Annotated in this window: 15 protein-coding genes and 1 tRNA gene; 9 read left to right on the forward strand and 7 right to left on the reverse strand. The window is 43.3% G+C overall.

All coding sequences use genetic code 11. From position 1 onward, the window contains the following. Positions 1-10 precede the first annotated feature (10 nt). Positions 11-1102 carry a DUF4097 family beta strand repeat-containing protein gene (locus tag ACN6MV_RS06885; RefSeq protein WP_419885987.1) on the forward strand — a complete coding sequence of 364 codons (1092 nt, stop codon included), beginning with the start codon at positions 11-13 and terminating at the stop codon, positions 1100-1102. 51 nt (positions 1103-1153) lie between these two features. On the opposite strand, the gene ACN6MV_RS06890 is transcribed toward ACN6MV_RS06885, so the two are convergent. After that, positions 1154-2134 (reverse strand): aldo/keto reductase, encoded by a 981-nt coding sequence (locus ACN6MV_RS06890; protein ID WP_076119966.1) that lies wholly within the window; start codon positions 2132-2134, stop codon positions 1154-1156. 166 nt (positions 2135-2300) lie between these two features. Next, positions 2301-2624, reverse strand: coding sequence for an aldo/keto reductase (locus ACN6MV_RS06895; RefSeq protein WP_375105111.1), 324 nt, complete (start codon positions 2622-2624; stop codon positions 2301-2303). A 282-nt stretch (positions 2625-2906) separates the two neighbouring features. Between ACN6MV_RS06895 and leuB the strand changes: the two genes are divergently transcribed. The 5 genes from leuB (at position 2907) to ACN6MV_RS06920 (ending at position 8424) form a co-directional block, all read left to right on the forward strand. Continuing rightward, complete coding sequence (gene leuB / locus ACN6MV_RS06900; protein WP_076119963.1) at positions 2907-3989, forward strand: 3-isopropylmalate dehydrogenase; 1083 nt, start codon at positions 2907-2909, stop codon at positions 3987-3989. Between the two features lie 161 nt (positions 3990-4150). After that, complete coding sequence (locus tag ACN6MV_RS06905) at positions 4151-4690, forward strand: peroxiredoxin (RefSeq protein WP_419885988.1); 540 nt, start codon at positions 4151-4153, stop codon at positions 4688-4690. A 228-nt stretch (positions 4691-4918) separates the two neighbouring features. Further along, complete coding sequence (locus ACN6MV_RS06910) at positions 4919-5326, forward strand: hypothetical protein (protein WP_042125131.1); 408 nt, start codon at positions 4919-4921, stop codon at positions 5324-5326. Between the two features lie 365 nt (positions 5327-5691). Beyond that, positions 5692-6795, forward strand: coding sequence for an ATP-binding protein (locus ACN6MV_RS06915; protein WP_375105112.1), 1104 nt, complete (start codon positions 5692-5694; stop codon positions 6793-6795). A gap of 123 nt (positions 6796-6918) precedes the next feature. Continuing rightward, positions 6919-8424 (forward strand): leucyl aminopeptidase, encoded by a 1506-nt coding sequence (locus ACN6MV_RS06920; RefSeq protein ID WP_419885989.1) that lies wholly within the window; start codon positions 6919-6921, stop codon positions 8422-8424. Positions 8425-8531: 107 nt separating this feature from the next. Here ACN6MV_RS06920 and ACN6MV_RS06925 read toward each other — a convergent pair whose 3' ends face one another. The 4 genes from ACN6MV_RS06925 to ACN6MV_RS06940 form a co-directional block, all read right to left on the reverse strand. Further along, positions 8532-8678: a hypothetical protein gene (locus ACN6MV_RS06925; RefSeq protein ID WP_170880321.1), complete on the reverse strand. Its 147-nt coding sequence runs from the start codon at positions 8676-8678 to the stop codon at positions 8532-8534. Between the two features lie 103 nt (positions 8679-8781). Then, on the reverse strand, positions 8782-8961 hold the full coding sequence (locus ACN6MV_RS06930) for a FeoB-associated Cys-rich membrane protein (protein ID WP_076119959.1): 180 nt from the start codon (positions 8959-8961) through the stop codon (positions 8782-8784). A gap of 44 nt (positions 8962-9005) precedes the next feature. Next, complete coding sequence (feoB, locus tag ACN6MV_RS06935; RefSeq protein ID WP_419885990.1) at positions 9006-11018, reverse strand: ferrous iron transport protein B; 2013 nt, start codon at positions 11016-11018, stop codon at positions 9006-9008. Beyond that, on the reverse strand, positions 11015-11233 hold the full coding sequence (locus ACN6MV_RS06940) for a FeoA family protein (RefSeq protein ID WP_339289706.1): 219 nt from the start codon (positions 11231-11233) through the stop codon (positions 11015-11017). The genes feoB and ACN6MV_RS06940 overlap by 4 nt, the downstream gene beginning before the upstream one ends. Positions 11234-11519: 286 nt before the next feature. On the opposite strand from ACN6MV_RS06940, the gene ACN6MV_RS06945 reads away from it, so the two are divergent. The 3 genes from ACN6MV_RS06945 (at position 11520) to ACN6MV_RS06955 (ending at position 15176) form a co-directional block, all read left to right on the forward strand. Further along, positions 11520-12479 carry an aldolase catalytic domain-containing protein gene (locus tag ACN6MV_RS06945; RefSeq protein WP_170880320.1) on the forward strand — a complete coding sequence of 320 codons (960 nt, stop codon included), beginning with the start codon at positions 11520-11522 and terminating at the stop codon, positions 12477-12479. A 330-nt stretch (positions 12480-12809) separates the two neighbouring features. Next, a complete protein-coding gene (locus tag ACN6MV_RS06950; RefSeq protein ID WP_419885991.1) occupies positions 12810-14936 on the forward strand; it encodes a putative bifunctional diguanylate cyclase/phosphodiesterase in 2127 nt (708 codons plus the stop codon). A gap of 166 nt (positions 14937-15102) precedes the next feature. Further along, positions 15103-15176: transfer RNA gene (locus tag ACN6MV_RS06955), tRNA-Gly, on the forward strand. A gap of 143 nt (positions 15177-15319) precedes the next feature. On the opposite strand, the gene ACN6MV_RS06960 is transcribed toward ACN6MV_RS06955, so the two are convergent. Then, complete coding sequence (locus tag ACN6MV_RS06960; protein ID WP_341111071.1) at positions 15320-16675, reverse strand: dipeptidase; 1356 nt, start codon at positions 16673-16675, stop codon at positions 15320-15322. Positions 16676-16867: the final 192 nt, after the last annotated feature.

A 16867-nucleotide genomic window follows, 5' to 3' on the forward strand; every position in this document is an offset into this window, starting at 1 on the left:
GGATTTGACTATGGGGAGATGGAAAATCGGGAGTTTCACTGCAGCCTTAGGCTGTATTACGCTAGGCGTCATTATTGTAATGGCTCAGTATAATATGATCAGCTATGAAGTACTAGGTTATTTATGGCCAGCACTGTTGATCCTGTTTGGACTCGAGATGTTGCTCAGACTGTTTATTAAATCCGATGTCAAAAGTCGTGTAAGCGGCTGGGCTATCCTATTGATCATCCTGCTGATTGGAGCAAGCAGTGCTCAGTCAGTAATGGCCGGAGGCTCACTGAGCAGTCTAATTGGGAATACACATTTGACTCCACTTAGCGGGAATGTCGAAGTGAAAGACAATATTACGACGCTGAAAATCGTACTTCCAAGTGGAAAAGTAAAGGTCGAGGGGATAGATGGAAGCTCATTGGATTATGACGGAAGCCTACTTCTGCCTGGAAAATCCCAAAGTGAAGCTGAAAGTGCGTTGGAAAAGAAATGGAAAGTTAAAACTGAGGGAGATACGCTGATTATGGAGCTCGATACAGATCATAATTGGTTCTCTAATATTCAGTTTGGATTTAATACTAAAAGTCCGTATCTAAATGTGAATGTACCTAGCAGCCTTGCTGTTGAAGTTGATACTAGCGATGGGTCGATAGAAGCCTGGAATTTAAAGTCTGGCTTAGTGGTGGACACAAGTAATGGGGTATTAAATATTCATGATGTTGCCGGCGGAGTAGAGGCACATACCAGTAATGGCTCACTGACTGTTCAGAACATCCAAGGTGGAGCGCAACTCAAAAGCTCTAATGGAGCTATTATATTGGATAATATAGATGGTGCATTAACCGCAAAAAGCAGTAACGGCAAGATCACTATTAATTCAGCAGTGACCGGAAAATGGAAGTGTTCGTCAAGTAACGGAAAGATTACGGTGGGATTGCCATCGGTGTCCGATGCGAAGATTACAGCAGATACCAGCAATGGTTCGCTGAAAGGGAATGTGTCCTGGGATCGAGACGGGGATAGCTATGGCACTGCCATTCTCGGTAAAGGAACATATACTGTGGACCTAAGCACAAGTAATGGAAGCGTGACCGTGGACACAGCTGAATAAGCACGAATAATAAAGGGAGCCTAGTCTAGGCTCCCTTTTTGTATAATAGTCCTACCAAGCGTAAGCTTTAGGGGCTTCTCCGCCCGGTCCTGGGAAGATTTCATCTAGCCGTTTAAGTACTGACTCATCTAATACAATCTCAAGACTGCGTAGTGCACTCTCAAATTGCTCCAGTGTACGTGGTCCAATAATTGGTGCGGTTACAGCAGGATTGGCTAGCAACCATGCTAGAGCTACATTATCTTGCGGTTCTCCAAGCTCCATACATAAGCTTGCAAATGCCTCAAGCTGATCCTTGAATTGCTCTACGCGCTCGGCGTTTCCTCCACTGCGGCTGCCTTCTATTTTCTTAAGTGCATTACGCCCGAGAAGACCTCCATCCAGTGGGCTCCAAGGAATAACACCTAAACCAAGATGGAGAGAAGCTGGCAATACTTCAAGTTCAGGAAGTCGGCAGGTCAGGCTGTATTTATGCTGCTCAGAAACTAACCCTAAAAAGCCACGTGCCTTGGCTTCTTGTTGAGCTACAGCGATATCCCACCCCGCAAAGTTGCTGGAGCCGACATAACCAATCTTGCCTTGATTTACAGCAAGCTCGAACGCCCCCCACAGCTCGTCCCAAGAGACACTGCGATCCACATGGTGCATCTGGTACAATTCAATATGATCGGTCTGGAGACGCTGCAGAGAGCCCTCTAGATGGCGGCGAATGATATAGGAGGATAAGCCTTGTTCATCATTAGGTCCGTCGAGCTTATCGCTCATAGCTCCGTACACCTTGGTAGCCAGCACGACCTTTTCACGTCGCCCACCACCTTGCTTAAACCAGCGTCCAATAATCGTTTCGGTTAGACCGGAATTCTCACCCCAGCCATAAATGTTAGCGGTATCAAAAAAATTAACACCTGCGTCGAGTGCAGCGTCCATAATACGGAAGGCTTCTTGTTCATCTGTTTGTGGGCCGAAGTTCATTGTTCCAAGACATAGCCGACTGACCTTCATACCGGATTTGCCAAGCTTAGCATATTGCACTTCGCATTCACTCCTTAGGTAGATGATTTCAACTTAATTGTAAACATCTTCAGAAAGAAGAGCAAATATGAAGCGGACTTAGGATGGTTTTTACATAGAGCGCATACCTAAGTAACCCGCCGGGTTTCTTTCTGCTTATTTGAAGCTGTCTATTCGTATAACGAATTTAGATATTGAGACCTTTCATGCTGCTATCATCATATCTACCGCCTTGAACGGCTGACTGAGGACTAACAGCTTCAATACGTGCTAAGTCATCGGGAGTCAGCACAATGTCCACAGCTCCTACATTTTCCTCTAAATAACTAATTCGTCTCGTTCCTGGTATTGGAAGTGCTCCTTTTGCTAATGTCCACGCCAATGCCAGTTGCGATGGTGTACTACCTTTTTTCTTTGGCGATCTAAATAAATGGTCAATTTTTGATTTTGCAGGATCAATTACTAAACACCATGTTAGAGACGAAATATCTTTTAATGAATAATTTGTCAATTGAACAGGTGCTTTACGATTTTTATAAATTGAAAAAGATACAGTTATTTAAGCCTGAAAAGCTCTTTTTGGTGGATGACAATCTCATAGTTCCCAAAATAGATTATTTAACGCTAAAAATCCCCCCAACCTTATAGGTAGATGGGATTTCCTAACCTAACTTATAGGCGTTACCTATCAGTTCAATAGAATTTATATCTTTGTCCTTTATGACTGGGTATGATACAACAATATAAAGAAGAACTATGTCTGTTAGAGCAGACCACTTGAGGAGTGACTGAGATGAGTGAGGTTAAAAAAATCGCCGTAATCGCAGGGGATGGTATTGGACCTGAAGTAGTAGCTGAAGCAGAAAAAGTATTGAAAAGAACGGAAGCAGTATTTGGTTATGCCTTTGAAACGGAGCACGCTCTATTTGGTGGCATTGCAATAGATGAGAGAGGCACACCGCTGCCAGAAGATACATTAGAAATCTGTCGTAGTGCAGACGCTGTATTACTGGGTGCTGTAGGCGGACCAAAGTGGGATAACAATTCAAAGGAGCTTCGTCCTGAAACCGGATTGCTTGGCATTCGTAAAGCGCTTGGATTGTTCTCAAACTTGCGTCCAGCAGTCGTATTCGATTGCCTTAAGGATGCTTCGACCCTAAAGCCGGAAGTTCTGGAAGGAACAGATCTTATGGTCGTTCGTGAGCTGACAGGCGGGATTTACTTCGGAGATAAATTGCGTCGTCAAGGTGAACATGGAGAAGAAGCTGTAGATACTTGTGTATACAACGTAATGGAAGTGGAACGAATCGTACGTCAGGCTTTTGAAATTGCTGGCAAGCGTCGCAATAAGCTTGCAAGTGTTGATAAAGCGAATGTCCTTGAAACATCACGTTTATGGCGTGAGGTTGTAAATAAGATTGCTCCAGAATATCCGGAGGTAGAAGTAGAGCATGTGCTCGTTGATAACTGCGCCATGCAGCTGCTGCGCCGTCCAGCCAGCTTTGATGTTATCGTTACCGAGAACATGTTCGGTGACATCCTGAGCGATGAGGCTGCGATGTTGACTGGCTCTATCGGTATGCTTGCTTCTGCTTCGATGGGCGACGGTAATTATGGCCTCTACGAGCCCGTCCACGGCTCCGCACCTGATATTGCCGGACAAGGGCTTGCGAACCCAATTGCAACGATCTTGTCTTTAGCACTGATGTACCGTTTAACCTTTGGTTATGAGGATGCGGCTGCTGCGATAGAGGCTGCTGTGGCTGAAGTATTGGATGCAGGACACCGTACAAGTGATATTGCGGTAGATAAGAGCAAAGCGATCAGTACATCTGAAATGGGCGACCTGATTGTTGCAGCTATCCGCAAAGCGTAATATAATCTGATTTTTAATTACGAGTAGAGTGGAAATTGTCTAAGATTGACTTTGATTTTGTACGATGATACCATTTGATATGTAGACAAGATGTAAATTATTCCAGCATATCATGACAAGAAATGGTTGGTTTCTTACATAATTAAGGGAGGATTTTGGCAATGGCTGAACGTTTAGCTGGTAAACCAGCCCCAGACTTTACAATGCAAACCGTATCAGGTGATGGTAAAGATTTTGGTGAAATAAGTCTATCCGACTACCGTGGTAAATGGCTGGTATTCTTCTTTTATCCTCTGGACTTCACTTTTGTATGCCCAACTGAAATCAAAGCTCTTAGTGATGCTGCTGCGCAGTTCGAAGCACTTGATACAGAAATTCTCGGCGCAAGTGTAGATTCGATCCACAGCCACAAAGCATGGATCAATACACCTAAGGATTCCAATGGTCTTGGCCGTTTGAACTTCCCGCTTGCTGCAGATATTACGAAACAAGTTGCGAAAGACTACGGCATTCTAATTGAAGAAGAAGGCATTGCATTACGTGGATTGTTCATAATCGATCCTGAAGGCGAATTGAAATACCAAGTTGTTAATCACAATGATGTAGGTCGCAGCGTAGAAGAAACACTTCGAGTTCTTCAAGCACTGCAATCGGGTGGCTTATGCCCAATGGACTGGAAACCAGGTGACAGAAACCTTTAACTGATCCTCTGCTATTATCTGATCTTTGATATTCTGATTTGAACCTCCTTGCAGAAATTTTTCTGTAAGGAGGTTTTTTGCTCCAAAAAGTCTAAAATAAAAAAATGGATTTGAAAATAGGCGTGAAAAGTTATATTATGTCCTCGAGTGGAGGAATCTCCATTAGGGTAATGTAATACAATAATAAAAACTCAGGTGAGTTAGTTAATCTAAGGAGGGTGAACAAATATGAGCTTTTGCTGTGGAGCGAGTATGGTAGGAACAAAGGGAACCCTTAAACATTATCGCACGCAAGTCCATAATGTTCCCCTGCTTTTTTGTCCGGTATGTCATCGTGTAGAGGTTCACTATAAGGTCGAGAATGAATATGAGATCTTGGCGGAATACGCACATGGGGACGGAGTTACTGATGTGGATTTTCAGGACTATGTCATGGAAGACGAAACTGCAATATTCGAGAATGTCATTAACATCGAGAGTGAAGAGCCTCTAGCTATTGTGCGGAGCCAGATCGATATGGCACTTGACCTGCTTGCTGTAGCCAAACAGATTGAGGACACGAAGTGGGAACGGGAATTGAAGAAAAGATTAGCTGTGATGAGTCAGAGACGCCTTCGTCTGCAACAGAAAGCATAAGATTATTTGTAATTTGGGTCTAACCCATTTCTTTTTCAAGGCCTTCGCAACTGCGAGGGCTTTTTAGTTTTTCTGTTTTTTTATAACTGTGTAATACATTTGAACGAACTAATAGTAATAAATAAAATTTGATGTGATATTTTATATGTCTTTGGAATCATTTTATGAATTTTTTTATCATTCGACAGTTTCTCTGATTGCGTTGTCTACTTCACTTGGATATGATTGGAATATAATTGAACCGGTTGGAAAAAGTGCAACGATTACCGAATGTTCTGGCGGCTTCGTCATATACTCAAATACATAGTAATTTGATGTCGCTTTAGCGTCTTCGTCAAATGCAGTAAAAGGGGGAACTTCGTATCGTGATTAGCCAATATCAAGAAAGTCTTCTATTACCGGGAAGAACCTATCAATCAGGACCTGCGGATACTACATACGAGGATGTACTAGAGAATATTGACAGCGGAATCATGCTTTTTGATGAAGAGGGAGTTATAAGTTTTGTAAATAAGCAAATGTACGGGATGCTTGAGTTAACCCGACACTCCCTTGTGGGCTGTACAATATCACACCTGTTATCTAATGTTCGATTGAGCCGCTTTAAGAAAAAGCAAGTATTGCAAAGCTATAGAGAGATGGTATACAAAGGAAAATCTAATTATGAGTTTTTAGACGAGTATGGTCGTTATTGGAAGGTTACATTATGCTGTGGAGAGCAAATGAAGGGTTGTTATTTGTTTACAGTTAAAGAAATCTCCGATTATAAGTTGATTGAGCAAACAGCTTATCAGAACGATAGTTTAGCTATGCTAGGTAAATTATCCGCATCTATTGCCCATGAAATCCGGAATCCATTAACAGCAATTCGTGGATTCATTCAATTGCTTCATCCGCATCTACAACAGCTTGGAAAGCAGGAATATGGCAAGATTATCTTGGCGGAGATCGATCGTGCGAACGATATTATCCATGAATTTCTAACCTCTTCCAAGCCATCAGTTCCTCAAGTGGGGATGATTCCTGTGTCAGCCTTACTTAAAGAGGTGGTGCTGCTTACAGAAAGCGAAGCCTTGATGAAAGGTTGCCAGATCAATCTACATCCTTTTCAGGAGGATATGATGATTTCTGGAGATGTGAAACAAATGAAACAGGTAGTCCTCAACATGATTAGAAACGCTATGGAGGCCGTTGCGGATAGAGCAGATGGTCTAATGGGTAAAATAGAGGTTGGAGCCGGCAGGGAGGGCTCTGAGGTCCGTATTTTCATTTCTGATAACGGTAAGGGAATGGATATCCGTACACTGGACAGGTTATTCAATCCATTTTTTACGACAAAGGAGAATGGGACTGGGCTCGGGCTTTCCGTGAGTGACCGAATCATCAAAAATCATGGCGGATGTATTTCTGTCAGCAGTAGAGTTAATGAAGGTACTCATTTTGTGATCTCATTGCCATTAATCCATTAGTACATTTAATTAGAATATAAAGCGTTTAAGAGGCTGATCCCTGCGGATAATACAGATGCAGAGATCAGCCTTGCTTATGTTACAATGGGGATTGGTTTTGGGAGACAAATGGAGGTAGACATAATGAATATACAATTCCACAGCGGCAGTTCCATTGATGAAATACAGGGTGATGCCCTTATCCTTATTATCTCTGAGTCGGAGGCCCAACATGGAGGTCTTTCAGAGAGATGGAATGACAGCATTCGCCTATTAGGGAAGACAGGTCTATTTAGTGGAAAGCTAAACCAGACTTATGTACTACCTTTAGAGCAGACATCCGGTTGTCCTATTGCGATTTTGGTTGGAAAGGGGGACCAACTTCTTACGACTGAAGATCTACGTCAAATGGCAGTTCAGACAGCTCGTGCAGCACTTCGATTGAAGGCGATACAGCTAGTGTTTCAGGTGCCGGGAAATATTCAGGAGCTAACAGTAGATGGGGATAGCGTATCTATTGCCTACGCGTTGTCTGAGGGGTTGTCACTTGGTTCCTACCGTCGTCCCACGTATAAGCAGGAGCAATCACAATATACAGGTCCAAACTCGGTTATTTTCACTATGGAGAAGAAGTCAGAGAATACTTTCGAGCATGACTGGAATCTGGGTATGCAGAGAGGGCTGGCTTTTGGTGAGGCTACGAATCTGGCACGGAACTTGACGAATATGCCCGGCAATCTGCTGACTCCATCTGACCTTGCTGTGGCCGCTATAGAAGTAGCTGAACGTTATGGATTTCCTTCCGAAGTGCTGGATGAACGGGAAATTGAGCAAAAAGGAATGGGCGGATTGCTCGCAGTCGGAAAAGGAAGTGTAAACCCTCCGCGAATGATCGTTATCCGTTACCAGGGAACGGGGCACTGGGATAATGTAGTGGGGCTGGTCGGTAAAGGGATTACTTTTGATACAGGGGGGATATCCTTAAAAAGAGCCCCAGGCATGGAAGAGTTAATCAGTGATATGGGGGGCGCAGCGACTGTGCTTGGAGTAATGGAGGCATTAGGCCGATTACGTCCACGAATTAATGTCGTAATGGTCATTCCATCTGCTGAGAATATGCCTTCTGCTAATGCCTTCAAACCCGGGGATATCATTACATCAATGAGCGGAAGAACTATTGAAGTGTTGAATACCGATGCAGAAGGTAGACTTGTACTTGGGGATGCGCTGACTTATGCCCGCGAGTGGGGAGCGAAACGTGTTATTGATGTCGCCACGCTGACAGGTGCGGTGTTATCGACATTGGGAGACATAGCTACAGGTGCTGTTACTAACAACGAAGAATTCATGGGGCAGTTTCTGACAGCAGCTAATGTTTCGGGTGAAAAAATTTGGCAGCTTCCGGCTTACCCGGAATTCCGCGAAATGCTAAAGAGTGAAGTGGCCGATATCCGTAACACCGCAGGAAGATTCGGGGGAGCCACTACCGCTGGGTTATTTGTAGGTGAGTTTGCGGAAGGTCTGCCGTGGATACATCTAGATATTGCTGGAACCGCATTTCTTTCTAAAGAACGTGGAGTTAATCCTAGAGGCGGTACAGGAGTCATGGTTCGCACATTGGTTCAGTGGTTGCTCGGCGAAAGCGAATGATTAGCTCTTCATAATCAACAAATAGAAACCTCGCCTTAGGGAGATGGTCTGTATGACCAACCATTCGCTAAGGCGAGGTTTCTTTGCTTTTGTAAGGATGATAAAGATTAAACAGTGCCATTGGATTTTTTAGTCTTCGATTGGGAAGTAAAGGATTGAATACTGTTCATAATTTTATCGCGAGTTCCCTTATTTTTCAGTAAATAGGCTACTCCCAATGCAGCGGTTGTTAAAAATGTCTTTTTTGTGTTCATAGTGATTACCTCCTTGGTATAGTCTGTAATTACTTATAACAAACATACCCGAAAGCTTTGAAAGCTAAACTATGAACCCTTACATATAACTGTTAGTGCAAGTCTACTTCTTCTTGTTAACAGGTGTTGAGCAGCAGGAGAGGGGAGAATCTAAAGACGCTGCTGAACAGCTCTTGCCCTTATCACAGCCAGCGCAAGCACCTTGCTTGCCCTTTTGCACATGTCGATAGATGATCCAGCCTGAATAACCGAAGATCAGAGTGACAATTAGAACATTTATCATTACGGTGCCCCACTTTCATTAAGAGAATCAACAAATTACAAGTTCTACGACCAGCCTAATAATCGCCCGCCTTGGAAAATAACAAAAGATACGATATACGCCAGAGCAAGAGAATAGCCAATGGAGAAGAAAGTCCATTTCCAAGAGGCTGTTTCCTTTTTGATAACCCCTACAGTGGCCAGACAAGGAATATATAGCAGGATAAAGGCCATAAAGCTGACTGCACTCAGCGGTGTAAAGACTTGTGAAATTTGATTCTCTAATCCAGCGGTATCCGGTGCGTGATAGATGATATTCATCGTAGACACAACAACCTCTTTCGCTAAAAATCCTGGAACCAAGGTAGAGCCAGCCTGCCACGTTCCGAAACCAAGCGGTTCTAGTAGTGGTGCAATCATGCCACCGAATTTAGCCAGGAAGCTATGATCCATTTCTACATCAAATCCACCGGGACCCGCATATGACATAAACCAAATAATCGCTGAGCCAGCTAGAATAATCGTTCCCGCTTTACGAAGGAACCCTTTGCCCTTCTCCCAAGTGCTGCGCGATAAGGTCTTAATCTGCGGCATACGGTAAGGAGGGAGCTCGATGATAAAGACAGAGGATTCATTTTTGAATAAGTATTTAGAGAATACCTTACAAAGAATTAGGGCAAACACAATACCCATAACATACATAGAGAGAACGGCAAACGCTTGTTGCTCAGGGAAGAATACAACTGCAAATAATGCATAAACAGGTAATCTTGCTGAACAAGACATCAGCGGCATTAATAGGGTTGTCAGCATGCGGTCCTTGGGCTGTTCGATGCTTCGCGCCGCCATTATGGCCGGTACATTGCAACCAAAACCAATGATGAATGGAATGAATGCTTTTCCGTTCAGTCCCATTCGTTCCATGGTGCTGTCCATCAACAAGCAGACCCTTGCCATGTATCCGGAGTCCTCCAGAAAGGAAATGATCAGGAAGAGAATGAAGATCTGCGGAACAAAGACCAGTACACCGCCTACACCGCCGATGATACCATCCACGATCAAAGCATGTGTGAAGCCGGAAGCTCCTATGGTTTGAAGCAGTGAATTCGTTCCATCACTAATAGGGCCGGATATCAGACCATCTAAGATATCCGATAGGGGTCCGCCAACCCAGTCAAATGTAGTCTTAAAGAGAACATACATAAAGAAGATAAATAAGGGCAGTCCCAAAAAGCGATGAGTCAATATCGAATCTAATCGTTCAGTCAAGTTATGGGGCTTCTGAGCTGTCGTATCAAGGACTTCGATACAAATATTGTGAATATACTCCATGCGGTTCGAGCGAATCCATTGCGGGAGTGTCAGGGCGAGTTTTTTGATTTGCAGCTCACTCTGACAAGATTCACAGATATTCAGCAGTTCCGTAACGTCTATACGCGACTTCAGGAACTGAAGGATAACCGGATTCTGTTCCATTAGCTGTAGAGCGACCCAACGGTGGTTGGGCAGATCTTTTATAGAACGTAATTCCTTTTCTATAGAAGATATCGCTCGTTCGACTATGTCGCCATAGTTCAGCTTGAACTTTACAGCAGGAATAGCTGACGATTCTTCTAGGATGCTGAGCATCTGTACGCTGCCTTTACCGGTTCTTGCTATAAGTGGAAGGACTGTTACGCCCAATCTTGATTGTAAAATGGTTTGATTAATACGAATACCACGCGCATTGGCGACGTCAATCATATTAAGACCGATTACAGTAGGCTTTCCATACTCAAGTAGTTGAAGGGTGAGCAGCAGATTACGTTCCAGCTGGGAGGCATCCACGATATTAATTAATGCTTCTGGGGATTCTTCTATTAGATATTGGGCTGCGACCCCTTCATCGCGGGAGAGTGGGTGAAGAGAATAGATGCCGGGTAAATCTATAAGCCTGCCTGCCCCGTTCTTCAGATTTCCGATCTTTTTCTCAACGGTAACCCCTGACCAGTTACCTACATATTCGTATGAAGTCGTTAATGTATTGAAGAGAGAGGTCTTACCTGTATTGGGATTGCCCACAAGAGCTATAGAACTCAAGATACATTCACCTCAATCAGAGAAGCTTCCTTGCGGCGGATGGCAAACAACTGTCCGTTGCATTCTAGTGTAATTGGTCCCCAAAAAGGTCCCTTTCCTTTAAGACGGATGCTCACACCCTCTGAAACTCCGAGATCAGCAAGACGACGGCGTAGAATAGGGTTCATTCCTTCTATTTTATGAATAGATCCGGCAGCACCAGGTTGTAATTTCAATAAGGAACAGCAGGTAGAAGTAGCTATTGTAATCCCTCCAAAAGAGACTGATAATCAATCTCAACTGTTTTATTGTAATGTAGCATTTTTAAGTGTTTGTATACTGTGATATTTGTCGCTGACACTATGTGGTAACACTTCAATGAGTTTAGAGGAAATATCCTTTACAACTTATTCTTCATTAAAGTATGATTGAACGATATAAATTGCATAGTAAAGCTATGCTAGCGGTTATAATGATTGCAATAGCGGTTACGATGATTGCAGGAATTGAAGGGAGATAATTATGAAGACTAATCAATGTAAGATTGTTGACTGCACCATTCGCGATGGGGGGCTAGTTAACAACTGGGATTTCAGCGTGGAATTTGTGCAAAATCTGTATGCCGGCTTGAATGAGGCTGGTGTTGACTATATGGAAATCGGTTATAAAAACTCCCCTAAACTGCTCAAAGGAGCAGAAGGTGCCGGACCGTGGCGTTTTCTGAACGATGATTTCTTACGTAAAGTTATCCCGCAAAAGGGACATACCAAGCTTTCTGCTTTGGTTGATATCGGTCGTGTAGATGAGAATGATATTTTACCTCGCAGCGAAAGTATGCTGGATCTGATTCGTGTGGCTTGTTACAGCAAAGATGTGGAGAAAGCCTTGCAGCTGGTACAAACTTTCCATGATCTAGGCTATGAGACAACGATCAATATTATGGCTTTGTCTAATGTAATGGAGAATGAATTATTAGAAGCTTTCGAAATGATTCGTGAGAGCGTAGTTGATGTAGTATACATTGTGGATTCATACGGTAGTCTAGATCATAATGATATCAACTATTTGGTTGAGAAGTTCAAAACTCATCTGCCTAACAAACGCCTGGGCGTACATACCCACAATAATCTTCAACTGGCGTTCTCTAATACGTTGATTGCTGCTGAGAAAGGTGTCGAGCTGCTGGACGCTTCCTGTTATGGAATGGGACGTGCTGCCGGAAACTGTCCTACAGAGTTGCTAGTGACTCATTTGAAGAATACTCGTTACACTTTGCGTCCTGTAATTGATATCATTGAACGCCTGATGATTCCTTTGCGTGAAAAAGAAGAGTGGGGCTATATTATTCCTTACATGATCACTGGAACGCTTGATGAGCATCCACGTTCGGCTATGGCGCTACGCGCATCAGCGGATAAGGATAAAGCGGTTGATTTCTATGATAAGCTTACGACACCAGAAGTTAACTTCGGAGATAAATAAACCTGTTGTTCAGAAGCACTGAACCCGTTCATTGGGGGAAGTGCTTTTTTTTTTATTGAATAAAAATTCTATAAGTTTCTCTAATTAAATTATTCTTATAATTTTTCGCTAAATTGCGGACCGTCCCTATAAGGAAGTTGGAGGCATTAATGCTTGCCTGCTAGAAGAAAATGGTTTATATTTATGCAAGATTTATGAATAATCGTTATGGAAATACTACCTCACAAAAGAAATGTAACTTTAAAGACCGATCTAGCCGATATTTATACATAGGACAAGACTATACATAGTTGCTTATTAATAGACATCATTTTCAGACGCGAGGGACTTATGAGACAAGAAGAGAAAAAGACAATTCAAGCGGCTATTATAGGAGCCTTACTGTTCCTATTCATTCAAATTTTCCATACATCGCTAAACCGATTGGACAATTGGGATATTATTTCTGCACTCTACCTCATTGTCGGCTGTTGTACTGTTGCTTTTGGGTTTGCGATATTTGCACAGGGCTGGTTGTTCTTCTCTAGCAGATTATCTAAAGGAAGATTATATGTCGCTGCTCTTTTTGGCGGAATATGTATTATTGATTTCTTGCATACACTCGGTTTTGTAGCATTTCCATTGATATCATCATTTATTACCCCTGAGGAGTCAAGGTGGCTACTTACCTTTTCACGGCTATCCAGCGGGCTAGGCATATTGTTCATTTTTAGTAGAGAAGATAAACCTGTGACCGTCACCGAAAAAAGAAATGTATTCAGAATCGCCTTCATGTTGATTGTGCTCTTTATCGCATTATTTATATTTATCCACTCGGCAGTGCCGGAGTTGTTTACTAAGCCTTGGATGAGTACGATTAAACAATTCGTTGATCTGGGGGTACTGTTTGTTTACTTGGCGAGTGTCGCTGTCATTGTATTTCCTGGCAATAATGAAAAGTCAGCCTCGCTGCTTGTTATTATTCGGGCACTGATTTTTTTCTCTCTAGGCCAGGCGTTTTTTATGACTCCCATAAGTGGAGGGAATATTGATGATCTCTTTGGGATGTTATGTAGCGGAGTTGCATATTACCAGTTGCTTACCGGTGTGTATCGACTGACGATTGAAGAGCCATTTTACGAGAAGCAGTTGGCTGAAGAACGGATCAATTACTTGGCTTATCATGATGATTTAACAGGACTTCCAAATAGACGTCGGCTGACACAGCGTGTTGAAGAAATGATTGATGCTGGAGAGCCAGACACTAGTGATCAATTCTCAGCTTTGGCCATTATGAATATTAATCATTTTAAGAATATAAATGACTCTCTAGGTCATTATGCCGGAGATCTATTATTAAAATTGGTGTCTGAGCGGCTTGGTAATGAGGCTAGACCCAGTGAAGAGCTGTATAGTATGGGGGCAGATGAGTTTGCTTTTCTGATGACAGATAGAGCAAGTCTTGGAGAATGTTTGGAAAGGGCTACAGAGTTGCTTAGATTATTTGAAGCCCCCGTTAATATAGACTCTGGTGAGTATCATATCTCGCTCAGTTTAGGGATGAGTATATATCCTGGTGACGGGGAAACGGCTGAACATCTAATTCAAAATGCGGATACTGCGGTTCATAATGCGAAGGAACAGGGAGTAGAGATTCGTCGTTATATCCCAGCCATGCAGATGAAGGCAAAGGAACGATTGAAGCTTGAAAATGATCTTCGAAGAGCGCTTGAACGTGATGAGTTCTATCTCGTATATCAGCCAAAGGTGCAGTTGGAGACGGAAGAGATTGTAGGAATGGAAGCATTATTGCGTTGGAATCATCCAAAGCGTGGTATTGTCTCACCAAATGAGTTTATTCCATTGGCTGAGGATAGTGGGCTGATTGTTCCGATTGGGGAATGGGTACTTAAGACGGCTTGTCTTCAAAATAAACAGTGGCAGTTAGCTGGTTATCAACCGATATGCGTCTCCATCAACTTATCTATGCGTCAATTTCTTCAACCGAACCTTGCAGGCAAGATTCATTCCATTTTGACCGATATTGGATTAGATCCATGTTATGTCGATCTTGAAATTACAGAGAGTATGACTTTGGACAAAGAAACGGCTTTTGATCAGCTGAAGCGTTTGAAAGATCTTGGTGTATTTATTAGCATCGATGATTTTGGAACAGGCTATAGCTCATTGCATTATTTGAAGAATATGCCGATTGACAGGCTGAAGATAGACAGATCGTTTGTCTCCGAGGTTATGGAGGATAGTAATAATGCGGCTATAGTCTCCACGATTACTTCTATGGCGCATCATTTGAAGCTTAAGGTTACAGCAGAAGGGGTGGAGAACAAGGAGCAGCTTCAGTTTTTGCGCGAGCAGCATTGCCATGAAGCTCAAGGCTTTTTGTTCAGTAAACCTATTCACGCTGCTGAATTTGAGACATCTTTTTTGAAAAAGGCTCCCCTCGGTGCTTCCTTGTAAAATATAAGAAAGTATAAGTTTCACACCATACTCTATGTCTTATAATTCTAGCTAAACGCCTTTCGGCGTCCTTATAAGGACGCCGAAAGGCGTTTATGCTAGAACAAAAAAATGTTGATTTTTATTTATGGGGGTGATACAATATCTCTTGTACTCACTTTCTAATGCGGGTGTAGTTCAATGGTAGAACTTCAGCCTTCCAAGCTGATAGCGTGGGTTCGATTCCCATCACCCGCTCCATAATTTAAACTTCCAAATCCTTGCGATGCAAGGATTTTTTTATGTTTTGGCAGTTGGTTTTTATTATGAATTGCGCTTAGATTATCAAAAAGCCAGGCTCCTCAACGAAGAGAAGCCTGGCTTTTTATATACTATCTTTTCACTTAAACAGTTTTCAAGAACTCAACAATGGTGAGCAGTCCCTTATCAAAGTTCTCAAGGTTGAAATGCTCATCCGGTGCATGCAGGTTCTCATCATCAAGACCAAAGCCCATCAGGACCACGGGTGCTTCAAGTACACGGGCGAAGCTTTCCATGATCGGAATGGAGCCACCGTCTTTGGTGAAGAGGGCGCGGGTTCCGTATACTTTTCCGTAAGCGTCTGCTGCTGTTTGCAGAATAGGGTTCGATGGATCGATGTTAAAGGCACGCGCCTTCTCCATTTGCTTCACATGCACTTTCGCTCCGGTTTGAATATTAGCCTTCAGATGCGCCTCAACGGCATCAAGAATATGCTGTGGGTCCTGATCGCCAACGAGACGGCAGGTAATCTTCGCATGTGCTTCTTTTGGAATAACCGTCTTGCTACCTTCGCCTTGGAAACCGCCATAGACGCCGTTAAGCTCAAGTGTAGGGCGAGCACCAATACGTTCTACAAAGGAGTAACCTTCTTCGCCGTATAATGCATCGAGTCCAAGTCCTTCGCGGATTTTCTCTTCATTCACGCCTTGCTTCACAAATTCTTCACGTAGCATAGGTGAAAGTTCAGGTACACCATCATAGAAGCCTTTTACAGAAACACGACCTTTGTCGTCATGAAGAGAGCTGAGCAAGGACACGAGAGCATGCAGTGCATTCGGAACACCGCCGCCGTAAGATCCGGAGTGAAGGTCTGTAAGAGCTGTAGTCACGCTCACTTCAAGTGATCCTAGGCCGCGCAGTCCGGTGCAAATTGCAGGACGACCGCGTTCGAGCAGGGATGTATCGGAGACTAGCACCGCATCCGCAGCCAGCTTTTCTTTATTAGCTTCCAGGAATGGAGGCAGATTTACGCTGCCGATTTCTTCTTCACCTTCTATACAGAGCTTGATGTTAACAGGAAGAGTACCTTCTTGTTTCAGGATCGCTTCAATCGCTTTGAGGTGAATGAATACTTGTCCTTTGTCATCCGTTGCTCCGCGTGCATATAGCTTGCCGTCACGGATTTCTGGTTCGAATGGAGGTGTGGTCCACAGGTTTAGTGGATCTACTGGCTGCACATCGTAGTGGCCGTATACAAGAATGGTTGGCTTACCCGGAGCATGAAGATAATCAGCATATATGACGGGATGTCCCGCTGTCGGATGAAGTTCAATGTTCTCAAGTCCGGCTTTCTTTAGTGTGTCCGTCAGCCAATGGGCTGCAGCTAGTACATCGTCCTTATGCTCAGACAAGGCAGAAATACTTGGAATCTTGAGCCATTGTTTTAGTTCTTCGAGATGTTCATCCCGGTGCGTTGAAAAATACGTTTCGTATGACATAGTGGGTATGTACCTCCTTAAGTTTTGCTGCGCAAAACCGGCTTCGTAAGCGCCTGGGCATGAGCTTTATCGCCATGCGTGACCGTCTTGTTTAGCATTCTATAGGAATCATTATACTGGAGAACTCATTATGGATCAAAAGCGATTAGAAAGATGTCTTATCTGATCCTCATGACCGGAGCTTTTTTTCGT

This window comes from Paenibacillus sp. B-A-8 (assembly GCF_048572915.1).
In the GTDB taxonomy this organism is placed as follows: Bacteria; Bacillota; Bacilli; order Paenibacillales; family Paenibacillaceae; genus Paenibacillus_AQ.

Coding starts and splice junctions, on each gene's coding strand:
- ACN6MV_RS06905 (WP_419885988.1), top strand. CDS start 4,151: ATGGCTGAACGTTTAGCTGGTAAACCAGCCCCAGACTTTACAATGCAA.
- ACN6MV_RS06925 (WP_170880321.1), bottom strand. CDS start 8,678: ATGAACACAAAAAAGACATTTTTAACAACCGCTGCATTGGGAGTAGCC.
- leuB (WP_076119963.1), top strand. CDS start 2,907: ATGAGTGAGGTTAAAAAAATCGCCGTAATCGCAGGGGATGGTATTGGA.
- ACN6MV_RS06885 (WP_419885987.1), top strand. CDS start 11: ATGGGGAGATGGAAAATCGGGAGTTTCACTGCAGCCTTAGGCTGTATT.
- ACN6MV_RS06920 (WP_419885989.1), top strand. CDS start 6,919: ATGAATATACAATTCCACAGCGGCAGTTCCATTGATGAAATACAGGGT.
- ACN6MV_RS06950 (WP_419885991.1), top strand. CDS start 12,810: ATGAGACAAGAAGAGAAAAAGACAATTCAAGCGGCTATTATAGGAGCC.
- ACN6MV_RS06960 (WP_341111071.1), bottom strand. CDS start 16,675: ATGTCATACGAAACGTATTTTTCAACGCACCGGGATGAACATCTCGAA.
- ACN6MV_RS06930 (WP_076119959.1), bottom strand. CDS start 8,961: ATGATAAATGTTCTAATTGTCACTCTGATCTTCGGTTATTCAGGCTGG.
- ACN6MV_RS06945 (WP_170880320.1), top strand. CDS start 11,520: ATGAAGACTAATCAATGTAAGATTGTTGACTGCACCATTCGCGATGGG.
- ACN6MV_RS06910 (WP_042125131.1), top strand. CDS start 4,919: ATGAGCTTTTGCTGTGGAGCGAGTATGGTAGGAACAAAGGGAACCCTT.